The sequence below is a fragment of the Fibrella rubiginis genome, assembly GCF_017353185.1.
GTDB classification, from domain to species: domain Bacteria; phylum Bacteroidota; class Bacteroidia; order Cytophagales; family Spirosomataceae; genus Fibrella; species Fibrella rubiginis.
The window spans coordinates 15656-37937 of sequence record NZ_JAFMYV010000012.1; the positions used below are offsets into that span (position 1 = coordinate 15656).

Annotated in this window: 23 protein-coding genes; 9 read left to right on the forward strand and 14 right to left on the reverse strand. The window is 52.1% G+C overall.

Translation table 11 applies throughout. The features are described 5' to 3' along the window. Nucleotides 1-43 precede the first annotated feature (43 nt). Complete coding sequence (locus tag J2I47_RS20870) at nucleotides 44-1210, forward strand: ATP-binding protein (protein ID WP_207366557.1); 1167 nt, start codon at nucleotides 44-46, stop codon at nucleotides 1208-1210. 8 nt (nucleotides 1211-1218) lie between these two features. Here the strand turns inward: J2I47_RS20870 and J2I47_RS20875 are convergent, their stop codons facing one another. Then, nucleotides 1219-2070 (reverse strand): AraC family transcriptional regulator, encoded by an 852-nt coding sequence (locus tag J2I47_RS20875; protein WP_310587701.1) that lies wholly within the window; start codon nucleotides 2068-2070, stop codon nucleotides 1219-1221. A 137-nt stretch (nucleotides 2071-2207) separates the two neighbouring features. Between J2I47_RS20875 and J2I47_RS20880 the strand changes: the two genes are divergently transcribed. Next, nucleotides 2208-3389 (forward strand): MFS transporter, encoded by a 1182-nt coding sequence (locus J2I47_RS20880; protein ID WP_207366558.1) that lies wholly within the window; start codon nucleotides 2208-2210, stop codon nucleotides 3387-3389. A 57-nt stretch (nucleotides 3390-3446) separates the two neighbouring features. After that, entirely contained in the window at nucleotides 3447-4103 is a 657-nt protein-coding gene (locus J2I47_RS20885; RefSeq protein ID WP_207366559.1) for an HAD family hydrolase, read from the forward strand. Between the two features lie 17 nt (nucleotides 4104-4120). On the opposite strand, the gene J2I47_RS20890 is transcribed toward J2I47_RS20885, so the two are convergent. Together J2I47_RS20890 and J2I47_RS20895 are read right to left on the reverse strand one after the other, a co-directional pair. Further along, entirely contained in the window at nucleotides 4121-4603 is a 483-nt protein-coding gene (locus J2I47_RS20890) for an MOSC domain-containing protein (protein ID WP_207366560.1), read from the reverse strand. 103 nt (nucleotides 4604-4706) lie between these two features. Beyond that, entirely contained in the window at nucleotides 4707-5153 is a 447-nt protein-coding gene (locus J2I47_RS20895; protein ID WP_207366561.1) for a hypothetical protein, read from the reverse strand. A gap of 58 nt (nucleotides 5154-5211) precedes the next feature. Here J2I47_RS20895 and J2I47_RS20900 point away from each other — a divergent pair, with 58 nt between their 5' ends. After that, nucleotides 5212-5799, forward strand: coding sequence for a hypothetical protein (locus tag J2I47_RS20900; RefSeq protein ID WP_207366562.1), 588 nt, complete (start codon nucleotides 5212-5214; stop codon nucleotides 5797-5799). A gap of 70 nt (nucleotides 5800-5869) precedes the next feature. On the opposite strand, the gene J2I47_RS20905 is transcribed toward J2I47_RS20900, so the two are convergent. The 3 genes from J2I47_RS20905 to J2I47_RS20915 all read right to left on the reverse strand — a co-directional run bounded on the left by J2I47_RS20905 (nucleotide 5870) and on the right by J2I47_RS20915 (nucleotide 8839). After that, nucleotides 5870-6331: a MarR family winged helix-turn-helix transcriptional regulator gene (locus J2I47_RS20905; RefSeq protein WP_207366563.1), complete on the reverse strand. Its 462-nt coding sequence runs from the start codon at nucleotides 6329-6331 to the stop codon at nucleotides 5870-5872. Nucleotides 6332-6371: 40 nt separating this feature from the next. Further along, complete coding sequence (ctlX, locus tag J2I47_RS20910) at nucleotides 6372-7301, reverse strand: citrulline utilization hydrolase CtlX (protein WP_207366564.1); 930 nt, start codon at nucleotides 7299-7301, stop codon at nucleotides 6372-6374. 68 nt (nucleotides 7302-7369) lie between these two features. Beyond that, entirely contained in the window at nucleotides 7370-8839 is a 1470-nt protein-coding gene (locus J2I47_RS20915; RefSeq protein WP_207366565.1) for an arginine deiminase family protein, read from the reverse strand. A 224-nt stretch (nucleotides 8840-9063) separates the two neighbouring features. Here J2I47_RS20915 and J2I47_RS20920 point away from each other — a divergent pair, with 224 nt between their 5' ends. The 3 genes from J2I47_RS20920 to J2I47_RS20930 all read left to right on the forward strand — a co-directional run bounded on the left by J2I47_RS20920 (nucleotide 9064) and on the right by J2I47_RS20930 (nucleotide 12953). Further along, nucleotides 9064-9867: a hypothetical protein gene (locus tag J2I47_RS20920; RefSeq protein WP_207366566.1), complete on the forward strand. Its 804-nt coding sequence runs from the start codon at nucleotides 9064-9066 to the stop codon at nucleotides 9865-9867. Nucleotides 9868-9878: 11 nt separating this feature from the next. Further along, nucleotides 9879-12344: a TonB-dependent receptor gene (locus J2I47_RS20925; protein WP_207366567.1), complete on the forward strand. Its 2466-nt coding sequence runs from the start codon at nucleotides 9879-9881 to the stop codon at nucleotides 12342-12344. 123 nt (nucleotides 12345-12467) lie between these two features. Beyond that, nucleotides 12468-12953 (forward strand): Dps family protein, encoded by a 486-nt coding sequence (locus tag J2I47_RS20930; RefSeq protein WP_207366568.1) that lies wholly within the window; start codon nucleotides 12468-12470, stop codon nucleotides 12951-12953. Nucleotides 12954-13058: 105 nt separating this feature from the next. Here the strand turns inward: J2I47_RS20930 and corA are convergent, their stop codons facing one another. After that, on the reverse strand, nucleotides 13059-14009 hold the full coding sequence (corA, locus tag J2I47_RS20935) for a magnesium/cobalt transporter CorA (RefSeq protein WP_207366569.1): 951 nt from the start codon (nucleotides 14007-14009) through the stop codon (nucleotides 13059-13061). A 92-nt stretch (nucleotides 14010-14101) separates the two neighbouring features. Beyond that, on the reverse strand, nucleotides 14102-15298 hold the full coding sequence (locus J2I47_RS20940) for an MFS transporter (protein WP_229374841.1): 1197 nt from the start codon (nucleotides 15296-15298) through the stop codon (nucleotides 14102-14104). 237 nt (nucleotides 15299-15535) lie between these two features. Here J2I47_RS20940 and J2I47_RS20945 point away from each other — a divergent pair, with 237 nt between their 5' ends. Both J2I47_RS20945 and J2I47_RS20950 read left to right on the forward strand, forming a co-directional pair. Beyond that, entirely contained in the window at nucleotides 15536-15793 is a 258-nt protein-coding gene (locus tag J2I47_RS20945) for a hypothetical protein (protein ID WP_207366570.1), read from the forward strand. A 97-nt stretch (nucleotides 15794-15890) separates the two neighbouring features. Beyond that, on the forward strand, nucleotides 15891-16088 hold the full coding sequence (locus J2I47_RS20950) for a hypothetical protein (protein WP_207366571.1): 198 nt from the start codon (nucleotides 15891-15893) through the stop codon (nucleotides 16086-16088). A gap of 71 nt (nucleotides 16089-16159) precedes the next feature. Here J2I47_RS20950 and J2I47_RS20955 read toward each other — a convergent pair whose 3' ends face one another. From J2I47_RS20955 to dnaK, 6 genes are all read right to left on the reverse strand, one after another. Then, complete coding sequence (locus J2I47_RS20955) at nucleotides 16160-17098, reverse strand: NAD(P)-dependent alcohol dehydrogenase (protein WP_207366572.1); 939 nt, start codon at nucleotides 17096-17098, stop codon at nucleotides 16160-16162. A gap of 430 nt (nucleotides 17099-17528) precedes the next feature. Continuing rightward, nucleotides 17529-17744, reverse strand: coding sequence for a hypothetical protein (locus J2I47_RS20960; protein WP_207366573.1), 216 nt, complete (start codon nucleotides 17742-17744; stop codon nucleotides 17529-17531). A 202-nt stretch (nucleotides 17745-17946) separates the two neighbouring features. After that, nucleotides 17947-18834: an AbiTii domain-containing protein gene (locus J2I47_RS20965; protein WP_207366574.1), complete on the reverse strand. Its 888-nt coding sequence runs from the start codon at nucleotides 18832-18834 to the stop codon at nucleotides 17947-17949. Between the two features lie 508 nt (nucleotides 18835-19342). After that, entirely contained in the window at nucleotides 19343-19543 is a 201-nt protein-coding gene (locus J2I47_RS20970) for a hypothetical protein (RefSeq protein ID WP_207366575.1), read from the reverse strand. Between the two features lie 25 nt (nucleotides 19544-19568). Further along, complete coding sequence (locus tag J2I47_RS20975; RefSeq protein ID WP_207366576.1) at nucleotides 19569-20009, reverse strand: DUF6934 family protein; 441 nt, start codon at nucleotides 20007-20009, stop codon at nucleotides 19569-19571. 114 nt (nucleotides 20010-20123) lie between these two features. Continuing rightward, complete coding sequence (gene dnaK, locus J2I47_RS20980) at nucleotides 20124-22064, reverse strand: molecular chaperone DnaK (protein ID WP_207366577.1); 1941 nt, start codon at nucleotides 22062-22064, stop codon at nucleotides 20124-20126. Nucleotides 22065-22282 lie beyond the last annotated feature (218 nt).

Sequence of the window (22282 nt, forward strand, 5' to 3'; positions counted from 1 at the left end):
AAATTTGTTTTTCTCTGATAAATTTGCGGGAATAATTACGGTTATGATCCCACGTCTTGCCCAAAGTGACTTGTTGCAACGGCTGGCTTATTTTCCTGCTGTGGCCTTGCTTGGCCCTCGGCAAGCAGGCAAAACCACCTTAGCGCAACTGGTTCAGATTAATGTTGGACGGCCTTCTGTCTATTTTGATTTAGAGCGTAGCAGCGATTTAGCCAAGTTTCAGCATGACCCCGTTCTGTTTCTGGAGCAGTTTGCCAATCAGACCGTTATCCTCGACGAGATCCACCGGTTGCCTAACCTCTTTCCTGATTTGCGCGGGCTGATTGACCGCAACAGGCTACCAGGCCGCTTTATACTGCTGGGGTCCGCTTCACCTGACTTGCTAAAAAACACCTCAGAATCGCTGACCGGCCGAATTGCTTACGTTGAGCTAACGCCGTTTCTACTGCGTGAATTACCCGTTGCCGATTACCAGACTCACTGGCTTCGGGGCGGTTTTCCAAACAGTATGCTGGCTCCCACCACTGATATATCGGTCATATGGCGCGAAGATTTCATCCGAAATTATGTGGAGCGAGACTTGCCTCAGCTGGGGTTGCCGGCCAGCCCTACCCAATCGCAACGATTGCTGACCCTGCTGGCCAATCAGCAGGGTGGTTTACTCAATCAGTCGGCGTTGGCTAATGCGCTGCAAGTGCGCAATCCGGTCATGACCTCGTACCTGAGTTTTTTGGAACAGGCATTTTTAGTTAGGCGGCTTCAACCCTACTACACAAACGTTGGCAAACGACTGACCAAAGCACCTAAACTTTACCTGCGCGATAGTGGCCTGTTGCATCAGTTACTCCGCCTCTACGATACATCATCGTTGTTTGGTCATCCCGTGGTAGGGGGGTCGTGGGAAGGGTATGTACTGGAACAGATTATTCCGCTGTTGCGCTATGATCAACTGCCTTTTTTCTACCGCACAGCCGATGGTGCCGAGCTTGATCTTGTGGTTGAAAGTCAGGGAAAAATTCAGTTGGCCGTTGAGATTAAATTATCCGACACGCCAACGCTGTCAAAGGGTGTTACTGTAGCGTTGCAGGATCTTGGCAATCCACCTTTGTTGGTCGTCACGCCCTCATCGGTAACCTATCAGCTTCGGCAAAACGTCACGGTCTGTTCCGTAGTTGATCTGCCTGATCAATTGGCAAAATTGCTACACTGATTTAGCCTTCACCCCACCAGTGCTTTCCGGTAGGCGGTTGGGGTCTGACCGGCTATTGCTTTAAACGTCTTGTTAAAATGCGACAGGTTAGTATAGCCCACGCTGCTGCCGATGGTGGCAACGGGCTGATCGGTATGGAGCAGGCGGCGGGCCTGACTCACTCGGTATTCGTTCACAAAATCGGAGAAGGTGAGCTGCGTCATGCGCTTGAAATAGCGGCAGAACGCGGGTACCGTCAGGTTGGCCAAATCAGCCACGGTGGGCAGTTCAATGGCTTCCGCATAATGAGCCGCCACGTAGGCGTATATCCGGTTGATGCGACCCTCTTCTTTCGGGTTTAGCTCGAACCGGATACCATCGGCTTGCAGGGGCTGCACGTCAGGTGCGAGGGCGAGGTACTGAAAAATAGTGAGTAAACTCAATAGCCTGTCGAAGCCTGTCTGGTGCGGAAGTTGGAGTAAGCGTGGCCCCAGAGCTTCCTTCGTCGCTTTTCCGAAAGCCAGTCCCTGTCCGGCCCGCTCAAACAGGCGTTGGACGGCCGCCATTTCGGGGGTTTGCAGAAAGGCCTCACCCAGAAAATCGGACCGCATCTGCACTACCACTTCTTCGTAGGGACCTTCTTTACCATGGCTGAAATTGAGGTGCGGTACATTGGGGCCAATAAACACCAGTTCGCCCCCATCATAGGCCGATATGTTTTGCCCTACGTGCCGCCGCCCGCTGCCTTCAGGAATGTACACAATCTCATATTCAGGATGGTAATGCCAGTAGACCCAGCATGTCTGCGGGTCGGTGAGATGCACCACCCGAAACGAACTGCCCGACTCCGGCTCTATTTTCTCGAACTGTAAGCGCATCATTTTTCGGTTAACTATTGCTCAAATTACGCGCTCATTACCTGAACCTGCACTGTTTGATCCTATTTGTTGTCAATACAGCATTAGTACTGGTAAATGGGTTCAAACTTCGGCCAATTGTCGGCCCGTATCTTTGTGCCATGAATACATCCCTGCAACCTGTTCATTCCCTCACCCGACATCTTGCCGTGTTCTTCGGCGATGCCCAGGCGCGGGCGGTGGGGTTGGTGTTTGCCACTGAAAGTATGCTGTTCGGTAGTTGGGTAGCACACATTCCCCACGTAAAAGACACGCTGCAACTCACCGACGCCCAACTGGGCATGACGCTCTTTGCACTCCCCGCCGGCCTGATCACCATGAACCCGCTAACGGGCTGGCTTGTGGGTAAGATGGGACAGGTAAATGCCTGTTTCTGGGCCGCAATAGCCTTTTGTGCAGCGTTGCTCATACCTGTCACGGCACCCAACGTCTACGTCCTCGTGGCTGGTTTGTATGTGGTGGGCCTGTGTAGCGCCCTAATCAACGTGGCGATGAACACCCTGGCTACCGACGTAGAAAAGGCTCGCAACATTGTGATCATGTCGTCGTGCCACGGCATGTGGAGCGTAGGCGGCATCATCAGTTCGGTCATCGCGGGCATTGCCATTGCCAACCACGTCCCCCCTGCCCTGCACGTGGCGAGTATATCGGCATTTGTGCTGCTCTGCACATTTTTAGTCCGGCCCGTTTTGCAATCCATCAAAGTGGTACCGCCCGAAAAGTCGGCGGCCTTCGTGAGGCCAAACCTCGATCTGCTCCTGATGATTTTTATTGGTCTGGCGGTGGCTATGGGCGAAGGGCTGGCGTTTGACTGGAGCGGTATCTACCTCCGCGACACGCTCAAAACCAGCAGTCAGGTGGCGGCACTGGGCTTTGGTGCTTTTTCGCTAACCATGACCCTGGGCCGGTTTCTTGGCGACGCCATTATTCCGCGCATCGGGGCCAAACGCTGGCTGTTGCTGGGTGGACTGATTGCCGCATCGGGGTTGGTGCTGGCGGTGGTTGTTCCCTACGCACCAGTGGCCCTGCTGGGTTTTGCGCTACTGGGGGCGGGCAGTTCACTGGGCGCACCCATTCTGTATTCGGCAGCGTTGCGGGTGCCGGGCATTGCCCCCGCCGCGGGGCTGGCTACCTTCGCTACATTCAGTTTTGTGGGTTTCCTCGCCGGTCCGCCGCTCATCGGGTTTATTGCCGATGCCTTCGGACTGCCGTGGGGTTTGCTGTTCGTCGCCCTGATGTTGCTCGGTTCGGCTATCGTGAGCCGGTTTGTGAATTTATTTTAATACAAGTCGATAGTTGTTGCGTGATCACGCTTGCATCGGCAATCGACTCCCTTTCTTATGCTTAAAGCGGTTATTTTCGATATGGATGGTGTCATTGCCGACACCAACGCGCACCACCAGATTGCCTGGCGGGCCTACTACGAACAACACGGCCGGACGCTCTCCGACGCTGAGTTTGTGGAACACATTGCGGGCAAACACAACAACGCCATTGTAGGCCATCTGTTTCCCGGACAAGTTCTTCCCCCCGACGATATACACCGGCTGGGCTACGAAAAAGAAGCCCTTTTCCGCGAAATCTATGCGCCCGATATCAAGCCCGTACCTGGATTACCCGCGTTTTTGAGCATGCTGAAAGCACACGGCATCAAGACCGCTGTGGCTACATCGGCCCCTGTCGAAAACCTTGATTTCGTGATAGACACCCTGCAATTGCGCTCCCTCTTCGACGAGTTACTGCACGAAAAACTCGTTACCCGACCCAAACCTGATCCGGAGATTTACCTCAAGGCCATGGCAATGTTGGGGGTGTCGGCAGCAGAGTCGGTCATTTTCGAAGATTCCATGACAGGTTTGCAAGCCGCCCGTGCAGCCGGTGCACGCGTCATTGGCGTGGCTACTACTCACAGCATCAGCGAGTTAGAGGTATTTACAAATGACGCTATCGTTGATTTTACCGAAATGACCTGGGAGCGAGTGTCAAAGGCAGTTTAAGGTCCAAGAGTAAAACCTTAGACTACCCTCACTGCATCACCTACGCGAATGACTCCCCCGCGGATCACCCGTGCGGTGATGCCGCCGTGGCCGCGCAGGGCGTTGTAGCCACCTGCACCGAAGGCCGTTTCCATTTTCGAGCAGGGGTAGCATTCGCCGGTATATTCCAGTTGCACTTCGTCGCCGATCTGAACTGTCTGGCCTTTGAGTGCCAGCAGATTCAGGCCCGATACTACCAGATTACGCCGCGTAAGGGCCGGGTCCAGAGAGGGCCAGCCCATGAAGGAGGCAATGACGGGTAGGTGTTCGGCCTGGAGCAGTGTGACGTGACGCTTGCCATTTTGGCCGCTGTAATGGTCGCCCGCTAATCCTCCATCCAACTCAACCTTTACTTCCGACAATGAGCTAACGGCTTCATTACGAGCAGGTCTGATACTGATGTAATCGAGCTTTCCAATGCGCGGAAACACTTCGAACAAATCTTTGATATTGGCAGGCACGGGAAGTAGTTTGCTATTATTAGTTTACCGTTTTCCGTTACTTCATTAGCGTAGACTGTTCCAGGGTTAAGCAACAGAAAACGGTATACAGTAAACTTTGTTCTTACACCGATGGGACAAACTCCAGATTAACGTCGGTTTTGACATTATTAATCGTGGTGTTCTGACGGAGAATCAGTTTGGTACGGCTCAACTCGATGATGGGGAAGATGCCTTTGAAACCCGTCACGTCAACGTCGAGGCCCTGGTAGTCCTGGGTCAGTTTCCAGCTACCCGCGTTAATGATCTGCTTGGTGTTACGGTCGATAGCGCGGGCAATGTTAGCCTCGGTAAACTGGATGTCGATAAAGTTGAGCGCCAGGGCCGACACACCAAGCTGATTTACGGGTACAACCGTGCCGTCATCGGCTCTGGTGATGCGTTCCATGCGCCATTTATTAGCTACCAGCACATCGGCGCGGGCAGCGGAGGGGGTCTGAATGGTGTCGTCCTTTTTGCAGGCGGCCAGACCTGCGAAACAAAAAAAGGCCAGAAAAAGTAGCGTGCGCATGGGTTGAGCGTTTGTTGTAGAAAACGAATTAACAACGCTTTGGTTGTATATTCACTTTATGGCACGCCTGAACTACCCCAACCGGTCGCTTCGTCAGTGGCCCTTCCGTCCAACGCGCTGGCTGTTGCTGGGCGTGGGTGCGTGGCTAAACGCCTGCGCACCAACTGCTCCCGTTCATACCCACCGCGCCGCCGATGACTCGGAATATTACGTGCAGGCTGTTCCCGACGACATCATCAATCGCCGTATTCTGCCCGACCCCATCGGTGGGCTTGGCCACAGCAACGACCCGCAGTTGCGCGTGACGGACATGCGGCTCACAGCGCAGTATACTGTGCTTTACCTCACCTTCGACCACACGGCGGCAGGGTTTGGTAACAACGCGGGCACCGAAATCTCCATTGATCCAAAAGCGAAGCTGCTCGCCCCCGACGGCAAAAGTACGTTTGCATTCGTAAAGGCTGAAGGCATACCGCTTTCACCGGAGAGCCGCAAAGTAGAGGCGAATGATAAAGTGAAATTTGTGCTTTACTTCGAGCGATTGACACCCGGTATAGAAGAATTTGCTCTCTATGAAGGCGAAGATACCTCCACGCTCAGCTTCTGGCGCGTAACCGATATGCACATCGAGAATCCGGAGAACTAAGGAAGTTTAAGGTTTAATAGCCAACTTTAGAAGGGGTCGCCTAGACCCTGGCCATTGAACCTTAAACTCCCTATTCCGCTGCGCTAAATTTTTCAGCGGCGGCGATAATCTGTCTGGTTAACTGAATAGCTTCCTCTTCGCCGAGACTGTTGGCAAATTTAGCCCAGTTTTCCTGCCAGGCCGTAGCTACAGCCGGTGCCAGCACCTGCCCGGCGTCGGTGGCAAACACCAGTGTGCGCTTGCCTTCTGGTTGTCGGCGCACCAGCCCCTTTCCTTCCAGCTTTTCAATCAGCCTTGTAATCGTCGATGGCGACAAAAACAGCGTTTCGCTGAGTGCCGTTGGCGTTTGCCCCGGCTGTTCGGCTACTTCGTTGAGCAAATACGCGTGTGAATAAGACAGCCCCAGCTTGGCAAATTCGGCATCACCAATGACCGTTACCGCCCGTGCCAGTGCATTGGCCGCAAAGAGCAAACAGGCCCCATAGCGCGAGGTAGATGCAGCAGGTGAAACAAGGGGGTTGGCAGTTTCCATGGTCAATTAACAAGCCGACTGGCGTTGTAGTTGCACTACGCTACTTAAGCGGTAGGTGAACTTCGGCCATCATACACCGGGCCGATCCTCCCCCATTCGCTTCAATGGCCGACAGGTCGAAGGCCTGCAAGGTAGCGTAATCATCGAGTACGTCAATCTGTTTTTCTGTCAGTGAGTTGAGTGCCCGTTTTGACATCACAAGCAGCTTTTGCCCGCGCGTAGTCTGCACCTGCAGCATGTTTCCGGCAAAGGCGTTCATCTGTTCCAGCGTGATCTCCACGATGCGTTTGTTCAACCCTTCCAGCGCCTGACGAACCATGAGGCGCTCATCGAGGTCGGTGATAGCCTGCAGGCAGATCACCACAAACGTGTCGCCGATGGACATGAGCACGTTGGTGTGGTACACCGCCTTGCCGGTCTGGTCTACTGCCCGGAAGGCCACCGTCTGGTAGCCCGTTCGCTGCCGAAACTCGGCCAGTGCGTCAATATCAGTGCGGGGCGAGAGGCAGGCGAAGGCAATGCGGTGCATCCGGTCGAGAACCATGCTGCCCGTGCCTTCAAGGTATTTTCCCTCATTTTCAAAGTGAGTCAGGTCTACCACCTTCGATACGTGAAAGCGTTGCGCCAAATCATCAATAATGTCCTGTCGACGTTCCAGACGGCGATTTTCGGCCTGCATAGGATACAGTACCACCGTGCCGCTGTAGTGAAACGACACCCAGTTGTTGGGAAAAATAGAGTCGGGCGTGTGCGGATCAGCGGTGTCATCGTAGACCATGACATCTACCCCCGACGCCCGCAGTTGGCGTACCATTTCGTCGAACTCGCGCTGCGCTTCGGCCTGCGCTAGTTCAGACGGTTGCCCGGCCAGTGTGGTATCCTGGAACGCGTTCGAAGCGGCGGTCTGGTCGTTGAACCCAAACCGCACGGGCCGAATCATGAGAATGCGTGAGGTAGTTTGTGATTGCATATCGGTTGTAATCTTGTGCTTAAAAATACAAAAACTAAAGAGTGGCGTAACACAGGCCGAAGTCTGCGTTACGACTTTACGGTATCCCTTAGCAGGGGCAAACTCATGCAGTGACTACCGCCTCTTGCCCGGCTCAGTTCCGCCGAAGGCAGCATGATGAAGGTATTTTCAACCGTGTCCGGCCACGATTCGCCCCGCTCGAAGCGATCCAGAATGGCGGCAGCGGTGATGACCTCAAAACCGGCTTCGCGGAAAGCCTGCGCCGTTTTGTCGTTGCGGTCATAGCCCACTACCACGCCATCTTTCAGGGCCAGGAGGTTGCAGGAGTCTGTCCACTGTTCGCGGGCTCCAAAGGGAAATTCGTTGTTACCTGAATAAATAAACTGCACAGGTTCAGTGGCGCCCAATTCATGCTGGCTGATGTCAGTTAGCAGGTCTTCGAGATTGTCGATAGTGACAGGTTTCTGTTCCTGCCCCTTTGTGAACTGAAGGATTTTTAGGTCTTCCGACAAATCTTTGGGCGCGAAAAAATGCATTACGTCACGCTTTTTTGCCTCATCGCCGGTGCGGGCCAATGAGCCCAGCAGCACCCAGACATTGCGCTTTACCTGCGTAAAAATTGTGTCTATGTGCATATAATCGCGCTTTTTTGGAATCTTCACAATCGTCAGCTTGTCAACTACGCCTTTCTCAAATACCAGCCGCATCACCTGCTGCGCGGCATAGAGTGTAGTGCGTTCGCTACAGCCAATGATCAGGTGCCGGGGCGCAATCATCATCACGTCGCCGCCTTCCAGTGTGGCGCGGGTGAGGTCATGTGCCACCTCGCTGTCGGGCAGGAGAAAGCTATGTTCGTTGTCGGGAATCTCGATGATTTTGTCGCGATAATCAGCAAATATCGGGTGGTTGAAAAAGATATACTGGGCCAGCAGCGCCTCGCGGGTCCGGGCCTGTTTGGCAGGTTTGTTGAGCAGAATATGGTCGTTGATGACAATGCCGATGTCTCGCGTGAAAATGAAGTTAGGCAGGGGGGCAAACAGCATTGTCTTGTCGGGTAATGAACCCGAAATCAGGATCTTGGCCAGTTCTGTAGGGCTAAACTGATTGATGTTGAACTGGGTCTGAAATGAGGTTCGTTCAATCCCGCAGATAACGGCAATGAGCTTGGTACGAATGCTTTCGCTGGTTAAAATATCAGACAGAAGGCACTGAATATCAACTACTTTATCAGAAGCAAAATAATCAGCATGGTCGGGTTTGAAGAAGCCCCTGTCGGTGCCGGGTGCCAGGGCTTCTACACGTCCCTTTATTTTGTCAGGGTCAAGAAAATAGAGCAGCAGTTTCACGTAGAAATCATACTCGTCACGCCGCATCATGTCGAGGTTCACGATATCTTCGAAGAGCCAGTCCTGAGCTTTGGAAGGGACCACTTTGCCTAACCCCCGGTCGGGGCTGTGAATGAGCAGGCGGCGGAGCGTACCGATTTCGGACGAAACGTGAATCTGGTTAATAGCAACGGGGATGTCCTGGGCAAGCATATGTTGGGTACGTTGGAAAATCGCAAGGTACGGCGGAAAGCGTTTGTAACGGTCTGCCGACAGGGCCTTGCCGGGGCGGTTTATCATTCGGAATTTGGCAGGATAATTGCTCGAATTACGTGTTTATACGGATATTTGCGGGGATGGATGTAGCCGTATTTTCTTTGTCCTATCGTATAAATTACTACTTTTGTATAAGTATAAATCCTTTTTGTATGCACCTTATGCAAATTAGATGGGTGACAGTTATCTTGTTGCAACTGGCTACCCTACCCCTTTTTGCTCAATCACCCACCCCAGACCAATCGGAAGCTGATGCCAAACTTATCGAGTCGCAACGGGAGCGCATTAACACGTTGCAACAGCAACAGACCGCGCTGCGCAACCGGCTACGACAGGAAGAACGCCGAAGCCGACAGGCCGAGGAACGGCTGGTGGTAACGGAGAAAACCATCGAAAGCCGTAACGACTCCATCGGCCGGTACATTCAGGTGATAAGCGATCTGAACGGGCGGCTCTCACAAATGCAGCTTGCCCAGCGCGAGGCCGAAGCAGCCCGCACCCGTATCGAAGTGATCCGCGATACAGCCCTGGCCAAAGTCGCTCGGCTCACCTACGAGCGCAATCTGCTGACCATCCCCGACCTGATTCGGATTTACCGGGTTACTCCTGCCGAAACGCAGGCCGTTCTGATTCGAAACCTCAATCAGGCTGAATCAGAATTCCAGTATAGTGTCGATTCCACGGCCAGCGAACTCAAAATTATCCGCCACTTCGACGGTCAGACCGAAGCCTGGTGGGTGTTCGACAAAACGGTAGATACCATACTTGAACTGACTCTGCAGTTCAAACGTGATCGATTCGACCGGAAGCGTACGCTGGTGTTTGCCAATTCGCGTCTGTTGCAAAAGACCCGCTACAGCAACAAGCCGTTTGAGGAGCAGACCGATAGCGAAAAAATCGCCCTTTATCGCGACAAAACCCTGAAACTGCTGGAGGGCAATCTCCGCAGATTTTCTGACAAATAACCCCTGCTGGCATGAGATCAAGTATACGTTTATGGCTGGCCTTTGGGCTGGCCTTGTGGTGGTGTGTCGGCCCGGTTCAGGCACAGAGTCAATCTACCGTGCTATCCGGGCGTATTACGCGGGCTTCCAACGGCGACCCGTTGGTGGGCGCGTCGGTATTTGTGAAAGGAACCAAGCGTGGAACGATCACGAACCGGCTAGGCCGCTACCGGCTCGCTTTCACCGAACCCGTAACCGTTGTCGTTCGCTTTGTAGGCTTTCGTGATATAGAAATCCCGTTAGAGCCAACTGGCAAATCTATTGAGCAGAACTTCGAACTGGTCAGCAACGAGACGCAACTGGCCGATGTACTGGTAGCTGCTAACCGGCAGGACGAATACCTGCAGCAAGTGCCTGTAGCGGCTTCGGTAGTGGGTCGGCGCGACCTCGAACGGCGTAGCATCTACAACACCATGGAAGCCCTGAACAACACGCCCAACCTCATGACCGATTCGTGGCTGAATTCGCAGGTGTCGTTTTCAATTCGGGGGCTGTCAACTGTATTCGATAACGTGGGATTTGAATCGACGGTGGCGCTGTATATCGACGACGTGTATTTCTCGCGCAGTTTTGCCTACAACCAAACCCTCATGGACATTGACCGCGTAGAGGTGTTGCGCGGCCCGCAGGGAACGCTGTTTGGCAAAAACACCATTGGTGGGGTGATTCACGTCATCTCCGAAAAGCCCGACATGAACAACTCCGGGCAGATTGAACTCAACTACGGTAACTATAACTTCCGGCAAATCAGGGCTAAACTCAACCGGCAGCTTATCAAAAATAAACTGGCCGTCCGGCTGACGGGTGCGCTGAGCCTGCGTGATGGCTACGTTACTGACCGCGTAGCAGCCAACGAAGCTCTCAATAAAACCGACTTTTTCGGGTTTCGCGGTTCGCTGCTCTACACCCCATCCAACCGCTTAACGCTGACACTGCGAGGCAACTACGGGCGCGATGGCAAAGCCGAAAACACCTTTGTGTATCTTAGCAAGCCCGATTACAACCCAGTAGGTGTTCGGGCTGACGAAGGCCTGACTACCAATCAGAACGTCCCGGTCGAGTTTAACCGCGACCAGTACGGAGGCATGGGTAAGCTGGAAGTCAAACTGGGGCGAAACACGCTCACGGCCATTTCAGCACTCAATAGCTCGACAGACAGCTACTTCAGCGACAACGACATATCGGCTGCCGACGCGTCGCGCTGGGGCCGGGCTCAGGGCCTGCGGACGTTTAGTCAGGAACTCCGCATCAACTCGCCCCGCGACCAGAAATTTGCCTACGTGGCCGGGCTGTACTACCTCAATGAACGCATAAGTGTCACAGATACTTTCACGCTCAATAAAGACTTTGTGCCCGTTGCGGCCAGATTACTGGGCGCGCCCATTGCCAACGCCAGCAAGTTTATCAGTGAGGGCTACACCACAAACGCAGTCATTCGGTCACAGAGCGCCGCCGGATTTATATCTGGCGCTTTAGAACTTACACCTAAACTTCGACTGAGCGGTGGATTGCGACTCACGGCAGAAACCCGTGAACTGGCTTATTACCAGAAGATCCGGAATCAGGTGGTAAATGGCAAATCCTTCAATATCATAAACCTATACGCCGCTAACATAGGCAGTAAGACCAACCCTGAAACGCGCCAAACCTCCAACGTAGCCCTATCGTACGATATGGGACTTGACTACCGGTTCACGTCGAACTTGATGGGATACGCCAAATTTGTACGGGGCTTCAAAGGAGCAGGATTCAATACAGCCCCGATCAAAGACAGCGAAAGCGGGGGACTGGTTTTTCGACCAGAATACGTAAACAATTATGAAATTGGGCTGAAAGCCAAACCCACCGAGCGAATTCAGGTGAATGGTGCCGTTTTTTATACCGACTACAAAGACAAACAGGAACTGCTCGACCAGGGCACACGGGTGCGGGTAGCCAACGCCCCCCTGACGCGGGGCTACGGGGCCGAAGTCGAGTTTTTGGCTATGCTTAAGCGATTTCGGATCGACGTGTCGGCGGGCTATCTGAACCTGAGATTTGTTGATTTCCCCTTCGGCACCGACGACAATGGCAACCCGGTTAACTACGCAGGTAACCGGCTGCTGAAGGCTCCCGACTGGACATTTTCGGTTGCCCCTGAATACAACATACAGTTGAACGACAAGCTGCGGATGTATATGGGGCTAAACATAAATCACACGGGCAAAGCCTACAACGACATATCGAACTCGGAGATCCTTGCCCGTGTACCGGCCAGTATTGTCAACGGACGGGTGGCTATTGTACCTGCCAATGGGAAATGGAGCGTTGCTTTCTGGGGGAAAAATCTGACCAACAAACTCTACATTCAGCACGGTTGGGAATATGAATTTGGTGACCAGATTGCCTGGAGCCGCCCCCGCTACTATGGTGTTGAGGTATACCTCAATTTTCGTTAACGACCAGCATATCCAAATTTCGAACCACTAACTCCGAACGACAAACTCTTTTCGTCCCTTCCAGTTAATTAGTGGAATAACTCGATCAGCGAGTCCATTTTTTAACAACACACTCAACGCGCTATGCAACCCAACATTGGCCTTGACAAGGAAGTCCTCCAACAAGACAACGAATTGCTGAATGGCTTTTTAGCCGACCTTCACGTGCTTTACATCAAAACCCGCAAGTTCCACTGGGATGTGTCGGGTCCAAGCTTCAAGGAATACCACGAATTTTTCCAGGAGCAGTATGAAGCGCTGGAAGAAGAAATTGATCAGGTAGCCGAACGTATTCGCCAGTTGGGCGGTCGCCCGATTGCCACCATGAAAGATTTCCTGTCGACATCGAGTCTTAAGGAAGACCACGATGGTCACATTCATACGCAGGAGATGTTCAAGCGGCTGTTGGGTGACCACGAGCAGGTGATCCGTGAACTTCGCGAAGATGTAGACACCTGCACCGACGATTTGAAAGACGCCGGTACCGCCGACTTCCTGACGGGCCTGATGGAAGCCCATGAGAAAATGGCCTGGATGCTCCGCAAATACCTGAGCGACGAGCGGGGATAGATTTTTTAGTGGTAAGTGATAAACGGTGAGTGGTAAGTGGGCTGACGCGCTTTCAGTTATGCGTCAGCCCACTTACCACTCACCGTTTATCACTTACCACTAATTTCACAGCCAATTCTTTTTCTTGAAGAAATAGTACGTTGCGCCAGAGGAGAGCACCATGAGGGCGATGGCAAAGGCGTAACCATAGCGCCAGTTTACTTCCGGCATGTTAGGAAAATTCATGCCGTAGACACTGGCAATGAGCGTGGGCGGCAACAGTACCAGCGAGAGTACGGTAAATATCTTGATGATGTTGTTTTGCTCCAGATTAACCAGACCCAGAAAGGTATTCTGCAGAAATTCCAGGCGCTCAAACACGAAATTCGTGTGATCAACCAGTGAGTTGATGTCTTTTATCAGCGTTCGCAGACGCTGCTGTTCTTCCGAGGTAAACCAGCCGTCGGACCGGATCATGGCCGATATAACGCGCTGCTTATCCACCACATTTTCCCGAATTGACATTGTCAGCTCTTGGTAATCATTTATTTGCAAGAGCATTTGCCGTTCCAGCTTGGCGTCCAGGTCCATCTGCTTATTGATCGCTTTCACCGCCGACGACAACCCCTCCAAAATATCCGCGTCGTAGTCGATGCGCGATTCGAAGATGGAAATCAGGATTTGCGCGCCATCACTAAAGGCCGCACGCTTCGATTTGATCTTCTTTACCATGTCGGCAAAGGAGCGCAAATCAGCGTTGCGATAGGTAAAGAGTACGTCGTCTTTGAGCAAAAAGTTGACTGGCACCGTGCGATACTGTTGCTCACGGTCGGGCACCATGAAATTGGAGTTGGCCACCAGCACCTCATCTTCCTCAATAAAACGCGAACTGCTTTCAATCTCGGCCTGCTCCTGCTGACTCTGGAAGCTGATGTCAAATTTTTCTTCTACACTCCGAATCTCGTCGGACGTGGGATTTTGTAGATCAACCCAAAGAGTGCGTTCGGTATCCTGAAACGAGTCCATGTCGCGGACTTTCCGCACCGCCGTTTCGTCCTGCTGAAATATGCGAATCATAGTATGAGTTCAAGGTTTAACGTTCAATGTCTAAAGTTGCTTCGCGCCCTACCGCAACGCGCGAAGCAAGGTTGAACGTTGAACTTTGAACTTTAGACATTAAACGTCTTTCCTTTCACCCAGAACAAAAAAATCACGCCCACCGTTGCCAGGGCGGCTGATAACCCAAAAGCGGTTTGCAGTGCGCTGTCGGGCATATGCGTATAGAACCAGCCCGCCGCCAGGGCCCCAATACCAATGCCCGCCTCCAGCGCAATATACGTGGTAGCCACGGCCCGGCCCCGCGTAGCATCGTCGCTCAGGTCCACTGTCCAGGCTTGTACCGTTGGCGAATTCATACCCCACGCCATACCATAGAGAATGGCCGAGGCATAGAAGAGCGCAATGGAATCGGTCATGGACAACATCACCAGCGAAACCGCCAAAATGACGTTAGCCCCGATCAGTACGGGCACCCGCCCGTAACGGTCCGAGGATTTTGACAGCGTGAGCCGCACCAGCAATGAAGCCAGCGTGTAGACCGCAAAAAACCAGCCTTTGTTGGCCACCCCTACTGATTCGCTCAGAGCCGGGGCCAGCGTGATCACCGCCCCCGACGCGAATGAGGCCAGTAGCTGCACAAAAAACGGCCACCGCACGCCCCAGTCAAACCACTCATCTTTCTGGAGGCGAAGCAGGTTGAACCGGAATGGCTGCGGGTTTTCCAACGTTTCGGGCAGGCGCAGCAAAATACCGATAGACAGTAACGCAAAGCCCGACGAGGTATAAAACATGGTATTCATTGAGGCGTTGTTTACCAGAAACGAGCCAATAACCGGCCCCAGCGACATGCCCGTGGCCGTGAATAATCCCAGCGCACCCATGGCCTCACCCCGACGGTCGGCAGGAACCACATCGGCCACGTAGGCTGACGTACCCGTGGGTTTGGTGCCCGTGGAAAAGCCGTGAACGAGGCGCAGGGTGAGGAACCCCGCCACGGTAATCAGAAATGGGTAGAGCAAACCGCAGATGAAGCAAACGACAGACCCAAACGCCATCACGGGCACCCGGCCCACGGTGTCGGTTATTTTGCCGCTGAATGGCCGCGACAGCCCCGCCGTCAGGGTAAACAGTGCAATAACCCAACCCAGATAGTCCTGCCCACCGATCTGCTTCAGGTAGCCGGGCAGTTCAGGGATCATCATCGAAAAACTGGCCGAAAACAAGAAGTTACTGATACACAGCAACCAGAACGGCAGCGTATAAAGGGTAGGACGAGATGAGCCGACAGTGGGTTGGCGAGCGAGCAACGTTGACCTGTTTGGGTGAGGTGCAAAGATACAAACCCACAACCCAGATACCCTGCCCATTGACTCAATAGAGCCGCTGGCGCGGTCGATGGGTGAAGTATCGAAAGGCTGAATACAGCCCCCGAAGCCTGATTTAAATGCTATTAAAGTTGCCACTCACCCCAACTGTGACGTCATCTTTTGGTGTCGGCATGCGTTCTGTAGTTGATAGCTGCCGGGCAAAAATCAACTTAACCTATGAAAACGCTCACTCGTCACTTGCTCTATTCGGCCACATTTTTGGTCATACTTCTGTTCATCGCCGGGCTCACTCTTTTCCGCGAAGCCCCCGTTGCTGAAATAATTCTGAGCGACCTGGCCCTGATCGCCACCGTACTTGGCGTGGGGTGGGCTTCTTCCCAGTTGAATCGCCGGTCGAGACCAGTGCATACCGACTCGGCCTATCGGAACAAAAGAGTGGTTTCATCAGCGTCGGAACTGGTCGATCAGGATTGAATCTTGGTTAAAATGAGTGCGTTAGCTCAGAAATAGCAACAACGCGGCGGGCAGCGTGTTTGCAGAAGTGATTGCATCCTATAAATCACTCAACGCCATGAAAACGCCAGTACAACGCTACGTCATTCTCTCTTTCATGTTTTTTCTGCTGTTCTCGATGAGCAGCTGCGCCGCCATCGGCGATATATTCAAAGCCGGTGCCTGGACGGGTGCTCTGTTCGTGATCGTGGGAATTGCCCTGGTCATCTGGCTTATCTCCAAGCTCTTCGGCGGCGGCGGTAATAGCAATACCTAGGCTTTCTGCAACACATAAAAAAAGCTCAGCAATGGTTGCTGAGCTTTTTTTATGCATGTGCCCTGCCCACCTTAGTCAATCGTTACGACCAGTTTTCCTTTTACATGTCCAGCTTCCCTTTCGGTATGCGCCTGCGCTATCTCGGCCAACGGATAGGTATGCTGAATCACTGATTTTAGCCGACCTTCGGCTGTGTGCTTCAGCATCCAGTTCATATCTGTCTGGGTGAAGCTAAACAGGATGAAATCAGCCTTCTGGTCGGCGAACAGGCTCGTTACTTTTTCCAGCACCCCTTTCGGCGAGGGCCTGGTTGTCACGTAGGTGCCCGTTGGGGTCAGGATTGCGTGGCATTCATCAAACGAGCTTTTGGCCACGGCATCGAATACCAGGTCATAGGTCTCATCTTCTTTCGTGAAGTCAATTTCACGATAATTAATCACCCGGTCGGCACCCAGTTCTTTCACCATCGTTACCGCGTCGGGACCACACACCGCCGTAACGGTAGCTCCCAGAATCTTGGCCAGTTGCACGGCATAATGACCTACGCCTCCGGCAGCTCCGTTGATAAGCACCCGGTCCATGGGTCGCAGGTGGCCTTTGTCGCGCATGGCTTGCAGGGCCGTTCCGGCAGCAACGGGCATGGCGGCGGCCTGCTCGAACGTGATCGTGTCGGGGAGCTTCACCAGGTTGGTTTCCTTAGCCACGGCATACTCGGCATAGGCACCACCACTCATGCCCAATGTAGCCACGACGCGGTCGCCGGGCTGGAAATCGGTGATCATCAGGCCCACAGCTTCCACTACCCCCGCCACGTCGGCCCCCAAAATCTTCGGAAAATCGCTCGACATCATCAGTTTCATATCACCCGCACGCTGATGCGTCTCAAACGGGTTTACGCAGGTGGCGTGTACGCGAATGAGCACCTCGTGGGTATCGGGTTCGGGCTTGGGCACATCGGCCACGTGCAGTTCGCTTGCCGGGCCATATTGGTTGATAATTGCTGCTTTCATGTCGTTGCTGGTTTCGCGCAGTCTCGTCGGAAACATGCTATCAATCAGTAACGCCGGGCCGGGTTCAGGTGTTTGGCCTTGTTGCCCCGTCGGGGGCAACAAGGTCAATCCTATTGATGCATAAAAATACCCCAACTAGCATCAGCAGGGGCATTTTTGCTACCATCTTTATTCGTTCATCGAGTCATTTTTCGTTTCCACTGCGGGAATCTTTCAGATTGACAACTACCAAAAAATCAGGCAAAACGACGTAACTGATCTTATTGTAGGGCCGAACAAGTTGCTGACGAACCGCACTAAATTCAGGATGTGCTCTACCGATATAAGGCATCTTCATCATCATATCGATCAAGCAAGTAGGAAACAACATCACGGTAATCTTCCTGCGCTTCAGGCGTCCAGATTATTTGCCGAGCCACTGTTGTACTCGTTACTTCATAGCCTCGTTGGTGATGTACTCACCCCGCTCTAGTTGCCCCGTAAGGCGGCTCATCCGTTCCCGCAGAATCGGCTCGTCATCATCCAATGGCATATCCTGCTGTTCAACGTGCAAGGCAATCACGCGGTGAATATCAATGAGCGTCACTTCATTCTGAACGCTGTCAACCAATTGGTGAATACCTTGTCTTAGTTCTCCAGTTGTCATTGTCTTGGCTTCGTTGCTTGATATTCAAATTCAGCGATTCTATACACTACTGGTTCGCGCACTCGTGCGTGAGCCTCAACAGATTCTCCGCTTCCACCGCACACGTCGCTATCGTCCTGCCTCAGCTATCGGCTAAGACCCCAGTTGGGAGAAGTGACAGGGGTCAAAGTTTCTGAACAACGAATGCGATTTAACAATAGAATTATTCTATAAGCTTTGTAACGAACTCCATAATCTTCGGAGCTTGCTCATACAAACCTCGGGCCATCGCTCCCGTCATCACTGGCATGACCCACTTCATAACTTTCTCTTTCAGAACCTGTTTGTCGCCTTGATGTGTCGTCAGAATGGTCTGTAGCTCTTCTACCTCAGCTTTCTCAACACCAAGAGCTTCGAGCTTAGAATAGTCAGTCAAACCTACATTGTTCGTAATGTCCTTCTGTACTACGTTCTGCCCTGCAGCTACAGTAATGGGATTGTTGTTACCCCAGATATGGTTGTTTACAATGTTTTCCACTTTATTAAGATTTTCTTCGGTTGGATTAAAATCATTTTCTAAATTAGGAAATTGCGCGTATAGTTCGAGCAGAGTATCTAATAACTTATGCTTAGTTAGATCGACGACTCTTTCATATTGACTTCTACTAATCTTTTTTATCACTGACCTTACAGCTCCCATCCTATCTTGTATATCTTGTTCGAACGGTTTAGCCATCGGGAGAGTCAAATTAGCAGGCAATGACAATGTAATGACGAGTTCATCTTTAAGGCTACTCAGTAAGGATTCGATAATATTTACAGAGTCATATAACTGATGTGTGTCATAGTATTTGGACAAGCTATCTTTACCCATATAGACAGGTACAACATCCTGTCCACCAAATGGTAACCTAATGACCAAGTAGGTTTGGCACGGTATAACTCTATAGTCAGGTAAGTGCAAATCATCTTTATAACCTTGGAGTTCTTGGTTGACCCACTCTCTTAAATTGGAAGCTTGTGTCCTCCCTGCAATTAGTTTTGCCCTTGTCAGCCCCTGACTAAGTGTTATTTTGTCATAAGCTAAATCTTCAATTAGATGTTTGATCATTTTACAAATATACATGTGAACGTAACTGCACAGAAATAATAAGATATGGATTCGCCGGTATTAATAATAAAAGATGTTTGGCGTCAGCTCATAATTTGTGGTGAATAGTCTGAGTAGATGAATTAATCGTGTATTTTTGCAGATTTTGGCGTTTGCTTTTGTGGTAAAGTTTTGGTTAAATAAGGCTAGCTAATTTCTTTTCCATTTTGGCCCATACTGCTGGGTCTGCCAAGTCCCTAAACCAACCTACTCGTATCGCGTATATACTCATTTCTCCAGTGGCTGGGTTAACCTCGAAGGCATCTACAAGTCCTCTATCATCCTGTACAATACCAAATGCTCTACATACCCCTTCTCTTACAACCTTCGTTTCCATTTATTCAAATAGTTATTTTGGTGAGCAACACTAGATCGAGGGTATATATATTTATTAGAATCCGTACACCAAAGACACTAATTATTATGAAGCCCCGCCAAATTTCTCTGGCGGGGCTTTTTAGTTTTGTTATTACTTCACCTCATACGGTACGTCTGACACGTCGCCGTCGGTGGGTTGGTTGCCGTTGGGTTGGCCAGTGAACCGCGTGAGATCAGCCCCCGCCAATATCTGCACCAAAGCCGCTTGCTTTTGCCGAACGGCATCCTCAACGGATTGGTAACGCCCCCGCTTCGTAGAAGTATCTGATTTCTTTGTTGCTGTCGTGTTCATAGCCATGCGCAATCATATAGTGACTCTATTTCAAACGAATAAAGAAAGCGTCGTATGGTCGGTTTGGTCGGAAGGGTTCGAATACGCCACCCACAAAACCTTCTATAAGTAACATCGGTTCAATCAACTGTATATTTTGCGAAATGGCAACGCGGTATAAGCGAGTTCTCACTGGTGTACTTCCCGCAAACGCTATCGTAGCCCCCGGATGCTGTCTTAGAAACTGTAACATAGTTTGAGCCACAGTCGCTAGTATTTGTGGCATATCTCCGTTGTTGCTAACAGTAAGGTCATCTGTCGTGCCATCCGATAAAAAGTCAAGCAAAGCTAAGTTGTACACGCCGTTAAGCCCCGGAATAGGCGTGTATACAATCAATTTCGTGATACGTTTCTGGTCACTGATACTCTCAAAACGGAAGGTTAACAAATCGTCAGACAGAGTGAACGCATAGGATGGGTGGTTCATATCACAATGATACATTAACTTGCTAACCCTACAAAAAAATGCCCTACTGTGACCAGTAGGGCATTTTTTTATTAAGAACCTATAAGGTTTCGGAAGCCTTATAGGTTTACTATTTTACTTCACCTCTTCATACGGTACGTCTGACACGTCGCCGTCAGTGGGTTGGTTGGCGTTGCCGTTAGGCTGGCCGTTGCCGCCGGGCTGACCACCGAAACCGTCCATTGGGTTGGCTCCGTCAGCGCCGCCTTGGGTGGCGGCGTAGATTTCCTGCGAGGCAGCATTCCAAGCGGCAGTCAGGGCTTCGAGGGCCGTGTCAATCGAGGCGGCGTCGCGTGAGCCGTGGGCCGTACGCAACTTACCGAGGGCGTCTTCAATGGCCGTTTTGTTACCGGCAGAGAGCTTGTCGCCGTAGTCTTTCAACTGCTTCTCGGTCTGGAAAATCATCGAGTCGGCCTGATTGACTTTCTCTACTTTTTCCTTCTCGGCTTTATCCGACGCCTCGTTGGCTTTGGCTTCTTCACGCATCCGGGTGATCTCGGCTTCGGTAAGGCCGCTGCTGGCTTCGATACGAATCTTCTGCTCCTTGCCGGTGCCTTTGTCGCGGGCCGTCACGTTCAGAATACCATTGGCATCCACGTCGAAGGTCACTTCAATCTGGGGCACACCGCGCGGTGCGGGCGGGATGTCGGCGAGGATAAACCGGCCTAGCTGACGGTTCTGCGCTGCCATGGGCCGCTCACCCTGCAACACATTGATTTCTACGCTCGGCTGGTTGTCTGACGCAGTTGAGTACACCTCCGTTTTCTTGCTTGGGATGGTCGTGTTCGATTCCACCATCTTGGTGAATACGCCACCCATCGTTTCGATACCCAATGACAGGGGTATCACGTCGAGAAGGAGTACGTCTTTCACTTCACCCGTCAGCACGCCACCCTGAATAGCAGCACCAATGGCTACAGCTTCGTCGGGGTTAACGGCTTTCGAAGGCTTGCGGCCAAACAGCTTTTCTACTTCTTCCTGCACTTTCGGAATCCGGGTTGAACCACCCACCAGAATGACTTCGTCGATCTGGCTGGCGCTCAGACCTGAATTTTTCAGGGCACGGCGGCAAGGCTCCAGGCTCCGCTGAATCAGCGAGTCGGCGAGTTGCTCGAACTTGGCGCGGGTCAGGGTGCGGACTAAGTGCTTGGGAATACCATCAACCGGCATGATATAGGGCAGGTTGATCTCCGTCGACGATGAGCTTGACAGCTCGATCTTAGCCTTCTCGGCGGCTTCCTTCAGGCGCTGCAAGGCCATCGGGTCTTTGCGCAGGTCAATGTTTTCGTCGTTGATGAACTCCTGGGCCAGCCAGCCGATGATCACCTGGTCGAAGTCGTCACCGCCGAGGTGGGTATCACCGTCGGTTGATTTTACTTCAAACACACCGTCGCCCAGTTCCAGAATCGAAATATCGAACGTACCACCGCCGAGGTCAAACACGGCGATCTTCATGTCTTTGTGAACCTTGTCGAGACCGTAGGCCAGGGCCGCTGCGGTAGGCTCGTTGATGATCCGCTTCACGTCGAGACCGGCAATCTGACCAGCCTCTTTAGTGGCCTGACGTTCGGCATCATTAAAGTAAGCGGGCACCGTGATCACGGCTTCGGTTACGGTTTGGCCAAGGTAGTCTTCGGCGGTTTGCTTCATCTTTTGCAGAATCAGCGCCGAAATCTCCTGTGGCGTATACTGACGGTCGCCGATACGTACGCGGGGGGTGTCATTCGGACCCTTCTCCACTTTGTACGACATCTGACCGATTTCGTTGGCTACTTCATTAAAGCGTTTACCCATGAACCGCTTGATCGACGAGATCGTGTTCTGTGGGTTGGTGATTGCCTGACGTTTAGCTGGGTCACCCACTTTGCGTTCGCCGTTGCCGTTGTCCATAAAAGCGACCACGGAAGGCGTTGTCCGCCGACCTTCGCTGTTGGGGATTACCACAGGCTCGTTACCTTCCATAACGGCCACGCAAGAGTTGGTGGTACCCAGGTCAATGCCAATAATCTTTCCCATAATTGGTTAAGTTGTATGCTGATTTAAGTTTGATTCGATCACTTGAGCACTATCTATCAAGCAAAATGCCAGCCCTGTTTTTTGTTTGAAATTGTGACAGATTGGCAGCATCTTCATACTCAACGGGCCGAGTTGACAGGAAGTAGCCGCCGTGGGCTGTAGCCGTTGGCAGAGTGGGGCGGGGAGAGTAACTAGCGAAACGCGTACATTAGCCCAAA

What these genes read in the sequence shown, in the direction of transcription:
- J2I47_RS20915 (WP_207366565.1), bottom strand. Translation starts at nt 8,839, where the DNA reads ATGCTTGCCCAGGACATCCCCGTTGCTATTAACCAGATTCACGTTTCG.
- J2I47_RS20950 (WP_207366571.1), top strand. Translation starts at nt 15,891, where the DNA reads ATGAAAACGCCAGTACAACGCTACGTCATTCTCTCTTTCATGTTTTTT.
- J2I47_RS20870 (WP_207366557.1), top strand. Translation starts at nt 44, where the DNA reads ATGATCCCACGTCTTGCCCAAAGTGACTTGTTGCAACGGCTGGCTTAT.
- dnaK (WP_207366577.1), bottom strand. Translation starts at nt 22,064, where the DNA reads ATGGGAAAGATTATTGGCATTGACCTGGGTACCACCAACTCTTGCGTG.
- J2I47_RS20955 (WP_207366572.1), bottom strand. Translation starts at nt 17,098, where the DNA reads ATGAAAGCAGCAATTATCAACCAATATGGCCCGGCAAGCGAACTGCAC.
- corA (WP_207366569.1), bottom strand. Translation starts at nt 14,009, where the DNA reads ATGATTCGCATATTTCAGCAGGACGAAACGGCGGTGCGGAAAGTCCGC.
- J2I47_RS20920 (WP_207366566.1), top strand. Translation starts at nt 9,064, where the DNA reads ATGCAAATTAGATGGGTGACAGTTATCTTGTTGCAACTGGCTACCCTA.
- J2I47_RS20925 (WP_207366567.1), top strand. Translation starts at nt 9,879, where the DNA reads ATGAGATCAAGTATACGTTTATGGCTGGCCTTTGGGCTGGCCTTGTGG.
- J2I47_RS20905 (WP_207366563.1), bottom strand. Translation starts at nt 6,331, where the DNA reads ATGGAAACTGCCAACCCCCTTGTTTCACCTGCTGCATCTACCTCGCGC.
- J2I47_RS20880 (WP_207366558.1), top strand. Translation starts at nt 2,208, where the DNA reads ATGAATACATCCCTGCAACCTGTTCATTCCCTCACCCGACATCTTGCC.
- J2I47_RS20895 (WP_207366561.1), bottom strand. Translation starts at nt 5,153, where the DNA reads ATGCGCACGCTACTTTTTCTGGCCTTTTTTTGTTTCGCAGGTCTGGCC.
- J2I47_RS20875 (WP_310587701.1), bottom strand. Translation starts at nt 2,070, where the DNA reads ATGATGCGCTTACAGTTCGAGAAAATAGAGCCGGAGTCGGGCAGTTCG.
- J2I47_RS20965 (WP_207366574.1), bottom strand. Translation starts at nt 18,834, where the DNA reads ATGATCAAACATCTAATTGAAGATTTAGCTTATGACAAAATAACACTT.
- J2I47_RS20930 (WP_207366568.1), top strand. Translation starts at nt 12,468, where the DNA reads ATGCAACCCAACATTGGCCTTGACAAGGAAGTCCTCCAACAAGACAAC.
- J2I47_RS20885 (WP_207366559.1), top strand. Translation starts at nt 3,447, where the DNA reads ATGCTTAAAGCGGTTATTTTCGATATGGATGGTGTCATTGCCGACACC.
- J2I47_RS20970 (WP_207366575.1), bottom strand. Translation starts at nt 19,543, where the DNA reads ATGAACACGACAGCAACAAAGAAATCAGATACTTCTACGAAGCGGGGG.
- J2I47_RS20900 (WP_207366562.1), top strand. Translation starts at nt 5,212, where the DNA reads ATGGCACGCCTGAACTACCCCAACCGGTCGCTTCGTCAGTGGCCCTTC.
- J2I47_RS20960 (WP_207366573.1), bottom strand. Translation starts at nt 17,744, where the DNA reads ATGACAACTGGAGAACTAAGACAAGGTATTCACCAATTGGTTGACAGC.
- ctlX (WP_207366564.1), bottom strand. Translation starts at nt 7,301, where the DNA reads ATGCAATCACAAACTACCTCACGCATTCTCATGATTCGGCCCGTGCGG.
- J2I47_RS20975 (WP_207366576.1), bottom strand. Translation starts at nt 20,009, where the DNA reads ATGAACCACCCATCCTATGCGTTCACTCTGTCTGACGATTTGTTAACC.
- J2I47_RS20945 (WP_207366570.1), top strand. Translation starts at nt 15,536, where the DNA reads ATGAAAACGCTCACTCGTCACTTGCTCTATTCGGCCACATTTTTGGTC.